Origin of the sequence: Legionella nautarum (assembly GCF_001467895.1) — a bacterium.
Classification (GTDB): Bacteria; Pseudomonadota; Gammaproteobacteria; order Legionellales; family Legionellaceae; genus Tatlockia; species Tatlockia nautarum.
The window spans coordinates 98216-113261 of record NZ_LNYO01000004.1; the positions used below are offsets into that span (position 1 = coordinate 98216).

Genomic DNA, 15046 nt, shown 5'->3' on the forward strand with positions numbered 1-15046 from the left:
TAGTTTTTAACATCCCTGCACCACTCCCAAGGACAAAGCGCATCAACATGAGTTATCATTTATAAATAATAGCCTATTCCGCCAATTATAATGAATGCATCAACTATCGCTATCCCAGGATTTATCATAGCCTATCGAACTTGGGGAGAGCCTAATTTACCGCCTCTTATCGCGCTACATGGTTGGCTTGATAATGCCAACTCCTTCAGTTTGTTAGCGCCTCACTTAGCCAAACAGTTTCATGTAGTAGCCATTGATTTACCCGGACACGGTCTGTCATCTCATTTGCCTGCAGGCTGTTATTATCATTTTACCGACGGTATTTTTAATATTCTGCAAATTACCAAAGCCTTAGGTTTCGAGCAGTATCATTTACTGGGTCATTCTATGGGGGCCTGCTTGGCAAGTCTCATTGCAGGCGTTGTGCCCGAACAAATTCTATCCATGGCTTTAATAGAGGCACTGGGCCCCTTCACCAATCCTGAAGAAGAATGCTGTGAGCAATTGGCTAAATACGCGCGCCAAAGCTATGGAACATTTGAGCAAGAAACCAAACCTTATCCTTCAATGGAGTTAGCCGTACAGGCTCGTGCTAAACGCGGGTATTTAGCAGAGAACTATGTCTCCATTCTTGCCCAGCGTGGACTTCAAAGAAAAAACAATAGTTTTTACTGGCGACACGACCGACGTTTGCTAAAGTCAACTCCATTACGCCTGACTGAAAATCAAGTGTTATCCTGTTTAAATAATATCCGCACAAAAAGCTGTTTAATCTGGGCTAAAACCGGTTTTGATTTCAATCAAGAAAGCATAAAACGGCGCGAAGCAGCAGTAAAAAACCTAGCAATCTATCATCTTGAAGGGGGGCATCACATTCATATGGAACATCCAGACACTGTCGCGCAGTGCCTGGAAGAATTTTATCAAAGATCCTAGCTAATATTTTCCTGACAAGAACTATAGGCCACCATCACCGTATCTAGCGCTTTTTTCACATCATCAACTGAAAAACCTAGATCATGTGTCGCCTGCAATACTCCGCAACCTGCTTCATCAAAGGTTGTATTAGGCACCCAATAATCCATGTTTGCTTTTACCATAACATCGAAGGCCTTGCGGGTATCCCAATTCGGCGTCGTTGACATGAGAAAAAATAAGCGATTAAAAACACCGCTGGAAAAATGCACATCCAATCCGTCATTATACTGATCCGCTCTGTCAATCGAGAGCCCATCTCGACTGGGTTGATCCATGTAACGCAAAGGCTCATCAATCTTCACAATTTCTTGACCAATTAACCAAGTGTTTTTACCTGTCGAGTAAAATTCAGCGGCTTGAGCAGCCATATCGGAAAACGATTCATTCAAAGCACCGGAATACGATTTGTAGACAAGATTTGAATGTTGCTCTGTAAATCCATGGCTCACCTCATGGGCCCCAATCCCTAAAGAAACCAAAGGATACAAACTGGAATCCCCATCACCAAAAGTCATTTGTTTGCCATCCCAATAGGCATTTTCGTAGCCTTCGCCATAATGAACGCGCATCACTAGCTTCATTGGCTTCCCTTTTTTGGATAACACTTCAACACCATACCAATCATGGTACAGATGTTTAATGACATAGCCCGAGTATAAGGCGTCATTAGTAGGAGAAAATGCGCCATTCTCTTTGTCATAACCATCGTTGTTATAACCCGTCCAAAAGGTAAGTGGATTATTATCTTCCGATTTTCTGCATTTAAATTTCATAGCCCCATTCAAAGAAAAGTAGTTATGATCCATATCAACGACTTTCACGGCTTCATTTTCCATGTAGCAGTTTTTCAACAAGCGATCATAGGTGACGTCTAATAGAGGATAATTCTTACCAAAAAGATATTGTCCAGTTTTGTTATTTCCTCCATACCCCATACCTTTCACTGGAATACGCAGTGGTTTGAGCTGATTGGGCTCCGCTGTTTTAATCTCATTCCACTGTGTAAACGGTTTGTAAGTTTTCGCGTCAAGGATTGCAGTAGGCTTTTCAGGTATCTGATGATCATGACGGATATAAACACTCACTCGATAAGCCCAATGAGCCTGATGCTGCTCATCGATATAAATCATTGGAGTCACTTGCTCTTCGCTTAGGTCTTTACCTTGATACTGTGTTTTAAATTGTTCCAATGCGAGGGGGGCATTTTTAACAAAATCAGGTGTTGGCTGACCTAAATCAGTTTGTAAACCGCGGTATAAAGTACCATTCATCCATACCTTATCTTGCGCAGCCAACAAATGATTTGCGGTTTTTTCGCTATGCATGATGGCATAGCCGCCAAAGACCTCAAATCCCAAATACTGCTGTTGCATACGAATATGGGTTATATGGTTGTTATCCGTCCGCTGTTGGATAAATTGCAAAGTATCTGGAGACACTACAGAAGTTTGCATCATCCCCGGCAAAACGAGTTGAAATTGCAGTTGAATCGCTTTAAACGATTGTTGCTGCAAGGGTACTGGTTCAGCTGCCTGCGCAGTTGTAACCATAGCGAAGGCTAGACTAGCCGCTAAAGTCGATAAATAGAAATTTGATTGCATTAAACTTTCTCCTTAATATGCATGTGGCAAACTCTTCCGGGAGCGTGGCCTATTGTTAACACCTGCTTGGCTAAACCAGTAGCAATACAACAATAGATCCATGTCGATTTTTAGCGCAAAAAATTGCCGCGTGTTAACCTTAGGAGATAATCTACGCGTATTTGCACTATTAAAATCAAACAAATGGGACTATTCTTGTTGGATTGACAACCAGCCCACTACATCCAAAGTTATGTAAAGCCTGGTAACAACATGATTGGAACTTACCCGTTGAGCTTGAATTCCCGAATTTCAGGGCAAGCAATTATCCTGAGGTTGGCCTTACCTAAAATTCGCAATACAATCCTAACAGGTATTTTACAAACTAGCATAGTTTTTCTTTTATTTGAACTTGCAGTTTAATCTTTTTGGCAAATAAAGGGCTTAACTATTTAATTTTTATGCATATTTTTTCGTTTTAAGCACGATATTGGGGCACTATGAGTACAATCACAACTGATATTGGATTAGCCATTTCTCATTTAAGACAAGGCAACATTGTTGCTATACCCACCGAAACCGTTTATGGCCTTGCAGGAAATGCTGAAGATGAACAAGCTATCCGAAAAATTTATGCAATGAAAAACAGACCTTTGAATCATCCTTTGATCATGCATATTGCTGAAGGTTGGGACTTATCTCAATGGGTAGCCAATATTCCTGATTATGCCCAGATTTTAATGAAACATTTCTGGCCCGGCCCTCTAACCTTAGTGATGCAAGCTAAGGCGGGTAGTTTTTGCCCACTAATCACTGGAGGTCAAGATACTATTGCTTTGCGTTGCCCTAAACACCCCCTTGCACAAACGCTTTTACAAAAACTAGGCTTCCCCTTAGTCGCTCCGTCAGCTAATCCTTTTGGAAAAATTAGCCCCACAACTGCTGAGCATGTTCAACACAGTTTTAAACAAGAAGAACTGTTAATTCTTGACGGTGGACGCAGCCAAGTAGGCATTGAATCGACGATTGTTGCTGCGATTCAATCCGAGGGGTATGAAATTCTACGCCAGGGTTCTATCGATGAGTTGCAAATCAACGCGGTTTTGTCTGCAAAACAATTAAAAAACACAAGCGAGCTAAGAGTACCTGGTCGCTTAGCCAGCCACTATCAACCGGAAAAACCTCTCTATTGTTTTTCTGATAGCGCCGCAATAAAACAATTTTGCCAGCAAACAACAGGACCTGTTTATGTGATTTCTTTTTCTAAGATGCCAGAGATCGCCAGCAACCTGTATTATCAGCTACCCGATTCACCTGAGGAAGTCGCATTTGAACTCTACTATCAACTTCGACAAGCTGATCAGTCAAAAGCTAAGCTCATTGCAATTGAGTTACCGCCAGAGGCAGAGCAATGGCTGGGAGTTAGGGAGCGGATTTTAAAAGCTGGGTATCGCTAAGCCCTCTCTATACGAAGCAACAGTTGCGCAGGCGTCACTCTATCCCCCTTCTGACAAAACACCTCAGCTACTGTCCCATTAAAAGGCGCTTGAATCTCTGTTTCCATTTTCATTGCTTCAAGCACTAATAAGGTTTGCCCTTCAGTGACTTTATCACCAACAGCCACATTGACACTGACTAAGGCCCCCGGCATAGCCACTGTAATATCACCTGGGCCGGAAGGTTGTTTAGCTAAAGTGGCAACGGGCTGTTCTTTGCTGTCTTCATAATGAATAACAACTTCTTCGGGCATTCCATCCACCCACAGAAAACAGGCTTGTTGACCCTGCTCACGCGGGCCGTACCCGGCCACTTTAATACGATAACTTTCTCCATGTAAACCAATCTCAAATTCAGACGATAAATCGCTCTGGCTCTGTTTGGAAGGAGGAATTAAAGGCTCTGGAATCAAGCTTCTATTTTTTCTCTGCTCTAAAAATTGCTTGCCTACTTCTGGAAACATCGCATAAGAAAGCACATCTTCATCGCAGGTCGCCAATTCAGCAATTTCTTTGCGTAATCGACGCAACTCATTAGGAAGTAAGTCGGCTGGCCTAACATCAATCACCTCCGTATGACCAATGGCTTTTTTTCTTAAACTCGGGTTTATCTTGCCAGGTGCTGCGCCATATTTTCCTTCACAATAGAGTTTGACTTCATTGGTGATTGTTGTATAACGCCCCCCGGTCAAGACATTCATCACCGCTTGGCTACCAACCAATTGCGACGTCGGGGTAACCAGCGGAGGGTAGCCTAAGTCTTTTCGTACTCTAGGGATTTCTTTATGAACTGCATCCAGTTTATCTAAAGCCTGCTGCTCTTTCAGTTGAGAATAGAGGTTAGAAATCATTCCACCCGGTACTTGATAAAGCTGCACTCTCGGGTCAATATCACGAGCTTCTGTTTCAAATTGAGCATATTTTTGGCGTACCTTATGGAAATAATCCCCTATTTCCAATAATAAATTTAAATCAATCCCAGTATCGAATTCACTTCCAATGAGCGCAGCGACTAAAGGCTCCGTTGCCGGATGAGAAGCCCCTCCAGAAAAAGACGAAATTGCTGTATCAACATGATCACAACCCGCCAAAACTGCTTGATAATGGCAAATGGCCGCAAGCCCGGAAGTGGCATGACTATGCAAATGAATGGGTAGTTTTGTTGCTTTAGCTAAGGCTCTATATAACTCAACTGTTGCACTGGGTGTCAGCAATCCAGCCATATCTTTAATGGCAAGGCTAGCACAACCTAGATCAGCCAGCGCTTTTCCAGTATCAACAAAACTTGCCAGAGTATGCACCGGGCTAGTCGTGTAGCAAATAGCTCCTTGGGCATGCTTTTTATGGCGATTAATCGCTGCGATAGAAGTCCGTAAATTGCGCACATCATTTAAAGCATCGAAAACTCGAAATACGTCAACGCCATTATTTGCTGCCAAAGCAATAAAAGCACGAACGACATCATCAGCATAATGTCGATAGCCTAATAAATTTTGGCCGCGCAGCAGCATGGATAATTGGGTATTAGGAAGTGCAAATCGTAATTTACGTAATCTTTCCCAGGGATCTTCTTTTAAAAAACGTAAACAGGCATCAAAAGTAGCTCCACCCCACACTTCCATCGCCCAGAATCCTACCTGATCCATCTTTTGGCAGATAGGCAACATATCTTCTGTCCGCAAACGCGTGGCAATCAAACATTGATGCGCATCGCGCAGGGTAACGTCCGTTATATAGGTAGTGGTCATAATCCTTAATCCCAGCTCTTTATGAAAAGATAGCATACTCTGCGTTTTTTCTGCTAAACAATTAATTTAGACGATCTATGAAACTTCCGGCTATCATGCCGAGATCATGCCGATATCATCGTACATCTAGACATTATTGCAAAGTTCAGGCAGAATCCGAGGAATTTTGGGTAAACCAGCATATGATGAAAAAAATACTTGTTCTGCATGGACCAAATTTGAATCGTCTTGGAATGCGCGAGCCTTCAGTCTATGGCTCAACCACCCTCGAAGAAGTCAATGCAACCCTGCGGAAAGAAGCTAAAAAGGCAGGTTTTGAGCTGAGTGCTAAGCAAAGCAACTCCGAAGCAGAACTGATTGAGCTTATTCACCAAGCCCCTGATAATAAAATAGATTATTTTATTATCAATCCCGCAGCCTTTACCCATACTAGCATTGCTATTCGTGATGCTTTAACTGCTGTAGCCCTTCCTTTTATTGAGGTTCACATCAGCAATATTTATGCGCGCGAAGCGTTTCGTCACCATTCTTACTTTTCTGATATTGCCCGAGGGGTGATTTGTGGGCTTGGTGTTAAGGGTTATTCCTTAGCATTACAAGCAATCATAGAAGAATTTAATTAATAGAGAGCTATTATCGATGGATATTCGTAAAATTAAAAAATTGATCGAATTACTTGAAGAAACGGGGATTTCTGAAATTGAAATCAAAGAAGGCGAAGAGTCAGTTCGTTTAAGCCGCCACAGTTACGCGGTGGAAGCGCCTGCTCAAATGCGTTATGCAGCACCACCGCCTCTGCCTGCGTCACAACCGGCAGTTGCTCAGGTTGCCACTCCCGTAGAAAGTTCAGAACCTAAACATGGAACAAGCAAAAACGGCCATAAAGTACGCTCACCGATGGTAGGAACGATGTATACTTCACCCTCACCTGACGCTGCACCTTTTGTCACCATAGGTCAAACTGTCAAAGTAGGTGATACCTTGTGTATTGTTGAAGCCATGAAGATGTTTAACGAAATTGAAGCGGATCGTGCTGGTAAAGTGGTGGATATATTAGTCGCTAATGGTGATCCGATTGAATATGATCAACCCCTATTTATTATCGAAGAATAGAGGGTATATTGATGCTCAATAAAATTGTTATCGCCAATCGTGGCGAAATTGCACTTCGTATCTTGCGCGCTTGTAAAGAATTAGGCATTCAAACCGTTGCCGTGCATTCGGATGTAGATAAAGATTTATTACACGTCCGACTTGCCGACGAAACCGTTTGCATCGGTCCTGCAAACTCGCAAAAAAGTTATTTAAACATTCCAGCCATTATTTCCGCTGCAGAAATCACTGACGCAGTCGCTATTCATCCCGGCTACGGATTCTTAGCAGAAAATGCTGATTTTGCTGATATTGTCGAGCAAAGCGGTTTTCGTTTTATCGGCCCAAGAGGCGATACTATCCGTTTAATGGGCGATAAAGTCTCTGCTATTGCTGCTATGAAAAAGGCTGGCGTACCTTGCGTTCCAGGCTCTGATGGCCCCTTACTTGATGATGATAACCACAACATCGAATTAGCTCAACGTATTGGTTTTCCTGTCATTATCAAAGCAGCGGGCGGAGGCGGCGGACGTGGTATGCGAGTTGTCCATAACGAGGCAAACTTGCTCAATGCCATTGCATTGACACGAAGTGAAGCAAAAGCAGCCTTTAATAATCCCATCGTTTACATGGAAAAATTCTTAGAAAATCCTCGTCATGTAGAATTTCAAGTCTTGGGTGATGGAAAAGGAAATGCAATTCATTTAGGCGAACGCGATTGCTCTATGCAGCGGCGGCATCAAAAAGTACTGGAAGAAGCACCGGCACCAGGCATTACGCCGGAATTACGCCAGAAAATTGGTGAAACGGTCGTCAATGCTTGTCGTGAACTAAAATACCGTGGTGCTGGCACGTTCGAATTCTTATATCAAGATGGTTGTTTTTATTTTATCGAGATGAATACGCGGATTCAGGTTGAACATCCTGTGACCGAAATGATTACCGGTGTCGACTTGATTAAAGAACAAATCAAAATAGCCAGCGATATTCCTTTTAGCCTCAAACAAGAGGATATTCAGATAAAAGGTCATGCTCTTGAATGTCGTATTAACGCAGAAGATGCGAAAACGTTTATGCCTTCTCCAGGAACTATACGTCTGCTACACCAACCAGGTGGGCCGGGTATTCGCTTTGATTCTCATATCTACAGCAGTTATACTGTGCCACCCAATTATGATTCCATGATAGGCAAATTGATTAGTTACGGGGAAACCCGTGCAGAAGCTTTTGCAAGAATGCGCAATGCCTTGGACGAGATAATTATTGACGGGATTAAAACGAATATCGAATTGCATCAACGTATTCTAAGAGATAAAGCCTTTATAGAAGGTGGAACAAACATCCACTATCTGGAAAAAATGCTTAAGGAATAACCTGTGTGGTATCAGTTACAAATTGAACACTGTCCTCGCGATGAGGTGGATATAATTAGCGAAGAACTGGAAGAACTCGGTGCTTTATCAATCACTTTAACTGATAAAAACGATGATCCCGTTCTTGAACCCGCACCGGGTACAACCCCGCTTTGGCCAGAGATTATTATTAATGCCCTGTATGCGAATTGCCAGGATGCAGGGCTGGCAAGATCCTCATTAAGCAGTCAATACCAACATTTATCCTATTCTATCCACGAGTTAGCTGATCAAGATTGGGAGCGTGTCTGGATGGATGATTTCAAACCTCAGCGTTTCGGGCAACGATTATGGATTTGTCCATCCTGGCTTGAACCTCCTGAGCCGAATGCAGTGAATTTAATTCTTGATCCTGGATTGGCTTTTGGCACCGGCACTCATCCAACTACTTCTCTTTGCTTAAGTTGGCTTGATCAAGCTGATTTAACAGATAAAACGGCCATCGATTATGGCTGTGGTTCAGGCATCCTTGCTTTAGCAGCCTTAAAATTAGGCGCAGCTAAAGTCCAAGCCGTCGATATTGATGAACAAGCTTTGCAAGCAACGCAAAATAATGCACTGAATAATGCAGTTAATTCACAGCAATTAAGTATTGGCTTTCCTCAAAACTTAGAAAAGCCAGTTGATGTTCTTATTGCCAACATTTTATTAGCTCCCTTACTGGATTTAGGCTCTAAATTTAGAGAGTTACTTAAAGATACGGGTGTTTTAGTCGTATCAGGCATTCTTGATGAGCAAGCTTTACCATTAATTTCTGCCTATAAAGCGGATTTTAGACATCATTCATCAATGAATTTGGAAGGTTGGTCACTACTTACATTTACCTGTCGTTAATCATTTAATAAGAGCAAATAATATGAATAACCGAGCCTCTTCTCCCTTTACCCCCAAAAGGGCGTTATTAAGTGTTTCTGATAAACACGGTTTAGTTGAATTAGCGAAAACGCTGCATGAAGGAGGGATAGAATTGGTTGCTACTGGCAACACAGCAGCCCTTTTAACCCAACATCAGCTCCCTGTTATCGATGTAAGCGAATGCACCCAATATCCTGAAATGTTAGGCGGACGAGTTAAAACCCTTCATCCAGCAATTCATGCTGGGTTGTTAGCACGCGACCTTGCCGAAGATGACGAAGTTTTAGCGGCACATCAGATTAAGCGTATCGATTTGTTGATCGTCAATTTATACCCTTTCGAACAAGTCATTAGCCATCATGATTGTGATTTCCAAAAGGCGATTGAAAATATTGATATCGGTGGACCAGCCATGGTTCGCTCTGCCGCTAAAAACCATAATCGCGTCTTTGTGGTCGTCACACCAGATGATTATGGCTTATTAGCTAAATATGTACGTGCAAAAAAGGTCCCCGCCAATTGGGGATTTGAATTAGCTAAAAAAGCCTTTGCGCATACCGCAGCCTATGATGCTGCCATTTCCAATTATTTAGGCACTTTAGACGAGAACCGTTCCCCTTCTGGGTTTCCCTCGACGCTCACCTGCCAATTTAACAAGAAATATGAATTACGCTATGGTGAGAATCCTCATCAACAAGCCGTTTTTTATGCCGATAAAAATCCACCTGCAGGTTCATTGGCTACGGCACAATCCATTCAAGGTAAACAACTTTCTTACAATAACCTACTCGATGCGGATGCTGCTTTTGATTGTGTCAAATCCTTTCCGCTTGAAACACCAACCTGTGTGATCGTCAAACATGGCAACCCTTGCGGGATCGCACTAGCAAATAGTCAAGTCAATGCCTATTTGCGCGCTTTCCAAACTGACCCCACGTCCAGTTTCGGTGGCATTTTAGCATTCAATCAGCCGCTCAAAGCAGAAACAGCTAAAACGATTCTCGACACTCAATTTGCTGAAGTGATTATCGCCCCAGCCATCAGCAAAGAAGCCCAGGAAATTCTGGCAACAAAACCCAATATCCGTGTGCTCAGTACGGGAGAATGGCAAACTAACTCTGAGTTTAAATTGGATATGCGGCATGTTGACGGAGGATTGCTTGTCCAAGAACATGATGATTTTCTGGTAAGTAGTGAAGAATTTAAAACGGTTACCACAAAAAAACCATCCAAACAGCAAATGCAAGATTTACTCTTTGCTTGGACAGCCGTCAAACATGTAAAATCCAACGCTATTGTCTTTGCAAAAAATAGTGCAACCATTGGCATTGGCGCAGGTCAAACCAGCCGAGTTATGAGTACTCGTATAGGCTTATGGCAAGCAGAACAAGTCAACTTTACCACCAAAGGGGCAGTGATGGCCTCAGATGCCTTTATCCCTTTTGCAGATAACATTGAATTAGCAGCCAAAGCAGGCATTAGCGCCATTATTCAACCTGGCGGCTCAATACGTGATGAGGAAGTCATCGCTGCAGCAGATGCCGCCGGCATTATCATGGTATTTACCGGATATAGACATTTTAAACATTAATAAGCTTGGGCCTTGGCCCAACAAATCACCGTGTTATCGCCTTATAAATATCAATAAAAGTAGACAATCTATCGATATTGATCGGCACATGTAAGCGTCGAGCAATATCTGAGGCGGAAAAAATGCCGCGAATATGATGATCAGCGCCGTCAATGACAAGAAAATGTTGTTTACCTTGATTTTTGAGTGTTTCGACAATATCGCCAATTCTTGCTCGTTTTATATCAGTGAATTTAATTGCTTTCAAACAAGATTTTGGTGTCATAACCTCTGAGACCATAATATCGGCTCGATGGACGTGATTGGCGCGGGACATTACCTTTTCACTAATTAAATCCTCATAGGCAAGAGTACCGACAAATTCGCCGTGATCGAGAACTAATTTTAGTCTTACATGCGTTCTTTTCATTAAATCTTCAGCGGTCACGATATCTAAGCATTGCTCAATCACCAAAGGTGGCGTTTTCTTAAAATCTGTAAAAATATCCAGAGCAGGTGAATCCAAAGTGATTTCATAGTTTTCATCGGGAGTAATAACATGATTAACATCGGGAATATCGTAGGTATTTAAAATCATAGTAGATTCCTTTCATATAAATTTGAATAAAAACAAAAGATTAGTTTTAAACGGCTATATAGCTAAATTTAGAACAGAATGAAAGACAACACAAATCTCAACAATGAAATAGTTGATTAATAAAATATAATAGTGTTGTCCCTCTGTCGTTGCTAGACTGTAGCTATGGATAATTAATTGTAATGGTGGGCTATGGAGCACAATCAAAACAAACATCAGGCTGAGAATCACAGTTGCTGCCATTCGAAGAGTAAATCGCAAACTGCTGCCCCTATCAACGGACCGGTTGTGTATACCTGCCCCATGCATCCAGAAATTCGTCAAGAGAAACCCGGTACTTGCCCTCTCTGTGGTATGGGATTAGAACCTGAGGCAATCAGCGCCGAAGAAACTAGCAACCCAGAATACCTGGACATGCGACGACGGTTTTGGATTGCGTTAATCCTCAGCCTACCCGTATTTATTTTAGCGATGGGCGAACATGTTTTTGCGCAATGGCTTCCGATTCCTTTATCTATTTGGATTCAATTGATTTTAGCAACGCCCGTTGTGCTGTGGTGCGGTTGGCCCTTTTTCCAACGGGGTTGGCAATCATTAAAATCCCGTCACTTGAATATGTTTACCCTCATCGCCATGGGTACCGTCGTCGCTTGGGGCTATAGTGTCGTAGCTACCCTGTTTCCCAATCTATTTCCTCTCAGTTTTCGTAATAGGGATGGAATGGTCGATGTTTATTTTGAAGCCGCTGCAGTCATCACGACTTTAGTTTTACTGGGGCAAATGCTCGAGTTAAAAGCGAGAGAGAAAACAGGAGGAGCAATCCGAGCCTTATTAAAACTAGCCCCTGAAACAGCACATCGTCTCCAAGACAATGATCAAGAAACCGAAATAGGACTTGAACAAGTTTTAGCCGGTGATCGCCTGCGCGTGCGCCCCGGAGAAAAAATCCCCGTTGATGGCGAATTGACAGAAGGTCAATCAAATGTCGACGAATCCATGGTGACTGGTGAACCTTTAGCCGTCACCAAAAAAGTCGGCGATAAATTAATTGGCGCTACGATCAATTTAACCGGGAGCTTTGTCATGAAAGCAGAGCATGTCGGCAGTGATACGATGCTTTCACGAATTGTGCAAATGGTCAGTGATGCACAACGCAGCCGGGCCCCTATTCAACGTCTTGCCGACGCGGTGTCTGGTTGGTTTGTACCGATTGTTATTTTAGTTGCTCTTTTGGCCTTCTTTTTGTGGTTAATTTTTGGTCCTCCTCCCTCTGTTAGTTATGGGCTTATCGCTGCTGTTTCTGTTCTAATTATTGCCTGCCCTTGTGCTTTGGGACTTGCGACACCCATGTCCATTATGGTGGGTATCGGCAAAGGTGCCGGTAATGGAGTACTGATTAAAAATGCTGAGTCCTTGGAACAGCTAGAAAAAGTCGATACCTTAGTCGTCGATAAAACAGGAACTTTGACTGAAGGTCATCCCAAATTAACGCGACTCATTCCACTGCAAGAATTTACCGAAGAAGAAATCCTAACTCTTGCCGCCAGTCTAGAAAATCATAGCGAACATCCGCTCGCCCATGCGATTGTCAGTGCAGCGCTGGAGAAAAATTTAGCTCTGGCTGCAGTAAAAGATTTTGAAGCCCTAACCGGCAAAGGAGTACGTGGCACTATTAATAATCGGCTTATCGCAATTGGTACGGCAGCATTAATGCAAGAATTAGAAAGTGATGTCAAAATCATTTCCACCCAAGCAGATGAACTCAGAAGCGAGGGTGCCTCGGTGATGTTTATGGCTATTGATCGGCAAATTGCTGCTATTTTAGCCATTGAAGACCCCATCAAATCAACGACGCGCGAAGCAATTAGAACTCTGCAAAGCAAAGGCATCAAAATCGTCATGCTCACAGGCGATAATAAAAAAACAGCTGAAGCAGTGGCAAGCAAACTAGGTATTAAGACCGTCATTGCGGAAGTTTTACCCACAGATAAGAGCCGTATAGTGGCTGAATTGCAACAGAAAAACTGCATTGTTGCTATGGCCGGTGACGGTGTCAATGACGCACCGGCGCTTGCAAAAGCAGATATCGGAATTGCGATGGGTACGGGAACTGATGTTGCCATAGAAAGTGCCGGCATTACCTTGCTACATGGCGATTTACATGGCATCGTTAAAGCTCGCCACCTATCTGAAGTGACCATGAAAAATATACGGCAAAATCTCTTTTTTGCGTTTATTTATAATCTAATAGGCGTCCCTATTGCCGCAGGCATACTTTATCCTTTTACAGGGCTGCTTTTAAACCCAATGATTTCAGCAGCAGCGATGTCGCTAAGTTCTGTTTCTGTCATTCTGAATGCGCTTCGCTTACGATGGACGAACTTATGAGAAAATTGGAGTTTAGCGCTACGGTTTGGGTTTTTATTTTTAGCCTTATCGCTAAAACATCAATTACTATGGCATCACCAGTTTTGACCATTAATCAATTAGCTCAAATAGCGATTCAAAATAATAATGACTTAAAAGCAGCGCGCTATAATATTGCAGTCGCCGAAGCTCGGTTAAAACAAGCGGGGTTATGGCCCAATCCCAGTTTAAATTTGAGTAATACGGATGATCGCCTCATGACCAATGAAGGCGAATACACTCGCAGTGCGGGGTTTATTCAAAATTTTCCAATCTCAGGGCGAATCGGGCGCCAAAAATCGGTGGCTCGTGTTGATGTAGCAATCGCCATCCAAGAAATTAGAGATGCAAAGCGCAAGTTGAAAGGCTCCGTCGCTGACAGTTATTACTCCTTACTGGTTACCGATTACCGTTTAAAACAACTCAGAGATCTTTTGGCTATCAATAAAAAACTGGTACGTGTCACCCAAAATCGTTTTCACGCTGCGGAAGTCTCTGAACTGGATACCAATACCGCGAGTTTAGAATATCAACGCATACTCCAAGAAAAACAAATTTTAGAAAGCCTACGCTTAAGTCAAGCCGCGCTATTGAACCAACTACTTGGCCGTGACGCGACCTCCGCTCTAGAACTCGATAAATCCTTGCCAAAAGAAGGGCAATTAACGATGAGCTTTGCGGATGCCAAAGCGCTAGCACTTAGACAACGCCCTGACATGCGGATACTTCAGCTTAATTTAAATCGTGCGGAAGCCTCAAAAAAACTTGCTTGCACTGAACGATGGGCGGACTGGACTGTGGGCGTTGCTTTTCAACAAAGTAAAATATTCGTCGATGGCGGCGATCCACAAAAGCCTAATCGCGCCCTAAGTTTGAACGTGAATATTCCTGTTCCTTTATTAAATGGAAATCAAGGAAAAGTCATGGAGGCAAGTGCTTTAGGTACACAAGCTCTGAGTAAGATGCAGGCGCTGAAATTAGTGATTGAAACGGAGGTGGCCAGCAATTATGCGCAATTACAAGCCTTAGAAGCAGCACTAAAACTATCGCGCTTGCGGACTGTAAAACTGACCTTGCGTAATGTTAAATTGGCAAGAGACGCCTATAGAAACGGTCAAGTATCTCTGCTTGAGGTATTACAAATTCAACGTCAGCAGAATGATTTGCAAGTCGCTTATCTCAATATGTTAGAAAAATATTTACAAGCTTTGGTTAAATTTTGTACAGCTCTTGGTAATAGTGGCAATCCTTCCTTATGTCCCTATTCGACTGATAAAAGGAATTTCAATGATTTCACAAAATAATCGATGG

General features: G+C 42.7%; 12 protein-coding genes. 9 read left to right on the forward strand and 3 right to left on the reverse strand.

What is annotated here, in order from left to right; genetic code table 11:
• The first annotated feature begins 90 nt into the window (after positions 1-90).
• Positions 91-936 (forward strand): alpha/beta fold hydrolase, encoded by an 846-nt coding sequence (locus tag Lnau_RS02055; protein WP_058503488.1) that lies wholly within the window; start codon positions 91-93, stop codon positions 934-936.
• On the opposite strand, the gene proA is transcribed toward Lnau_RS02055, so the two are convergent.
• Positions 933-2579 carry a zinc metalloprotease ProA gene (proA, locus tag Lnau_RS02060; RefSeq protein WP_058503489.1) on the reverse strand — a complete coding sequence of 549 codons (1647 nt, stop codon included), beginning with the start codon at positions 2577-2579 and terminating at the stop codon, positions 933-935. The genes Lnau_RS02055 and proA overlap by 4 nt on opposite strands.
• Positions 2580-3058: 479 nt before the next feature.
• Between proA and Lnau_RS02065 the strand changes: the two genes are divergently transcribed.
• Positions 3059-4015, forward strand: a complete 957-nt coding sequence (locus tag Lnau_RS02065) for an L-threonylcarbamoyladenylate synthase (RefSeq protein ID WP_058503490.1) — start codon at positions 3059-3061, stop codon at positions 4013-4015.
• Here the strand turns inward: Lnau_RS02065 and oadA are convergent.
• Positions 4012-5802 (reverse strand): sodium-extruding oxaloacetate decarboxylase subunit alpha, encoded by a 1791-nt coding sequence (oadA, locus tag Lnau_RS02070; protein WP_058503491.1) that lies wholly within the window; start codon positions 5800-5802, stop codon positions 4012-4014. The two genes, Lnau_RS02065 and oadA, sit on opposite strands and share 4 nt — an antisense overlap.
• A 185-nt stretch (positions 5803-5987) precedes the next feature.
• On the opposite strand from oadA, the gene aroQ reads away from it, so the two are divergent.
• Genes aroQ through purH form a run of 5 tightly spaced genes read left to right on the forward strand, consistent with a single transcriptional unit; the run spans position 5988 to position 10752 of the window.
• On the forward strand, positions 5988-6425 hold the full coding sequence (aroQ, locus tag Lnau_RS02075) for a type II 3-dehydroquinate dehydratase (RefSeq protein WP_058503492.1): 438 nt from the start codon (positions 5988-5990) through the stop codon (positions 6423-6425).
• A 16-nt stretch (positions 6426-6441) separates the two neighbouring features.
• Positions 6442-6915, forward strand: coding sequence for an acetyl-CoA carboxylase biotin carboxyl carrier protein (accB, locus tag Lnau_RS02080; protein ID WP_058503493.1), 474 nt, complete (start codon positions 6442-6444; stop codon positions 6913-6915).
• An 11-nt stretch (positions 6916-6926) separates the two neighbouring features.
• Complete coding sequence (accC, locus tag Lnau_RS02085) at positions 6927-8267, forward strand: acetyl-CoA carboxylase biotin carboxylase subunit (RefSeq protein WP_058503494.1); 1341 nt, start codon at positions 6927-6929, stop codon at positions 8265-8267.
• A 3-nt stretch (positions 8268-8270) separates the two neighbouring features.
• Positions 8271-9140, forward strand: coding sequence for a 50S ribosomal protein L11 methyltransferase (gene prmA, locus Lnau_RS02090; RefSeq protein WP_058503495.1), 870 nt, complete (start codon positions 8271-8273; stop codon positions 9138-9140).
• 22 nt (positions 9141-9162) lie between these two features.
• Positions 9163-10752 (forward strand): bifunctional phosphoribosylaminoimidazolecarboxamide formyltransferase/IMP cyclohydrolase, encoded by a 1590-nt coding sequence (purH, locus tag Lnau_RS02095; protein ID WP_058503496.1) that lies wholly within the window; start codon positions 9163-9165, stop codon positions 10750-10752.
• 25 nt (positions 10753-10777) lie between these two features.
• Here the strand turns inward: purH and Lnau_RS02100 are convergent, their stop codons facing one another.
• Complete coding sequence (locus tag Lnau_RS02100; protein WP_058503497.1) at positions 10778-11329, reverse strand: CBS domain-containing protein; 552 nt, start codon at positions 11327-11329, stop codon at positions 10778-10780.
• A gap of 192 nt (positions 11330-11521) precedes the next feature.
• Between Lnau_RS02100 and Lnau_RS02105 the strand changes: the two genes are divergently transcribed.
• Together Lnau_RS02105 and Lnau_RS02110 are read left to right on the forward strand one after the other, a co-directional pair.
• Positions 11522-13717, forward strand: coding sequence for a copper-transporting P-type ATPase (locus Lnau_RS02105; RefSeq protein ID WP_058503498.1), 2196 nt, complete (start codon positions 11522-11524; stop codon positions 13715-13717).
• Complete coding sequence (locus Lnau_RS02110; protein ID WP_058503499.1) at positions 13714-15039, forward strand: TolC family protein; 1326 nt, start codon at positions 13714-13716, stop codon at positions 15037-15039. Before Lnau_RS02105 ends, Lnau_RS02110 begins: the two co-directional genes overlap by 4 nt.
• Positions 15040-15046: the final 7 nt, after the last annotated feature.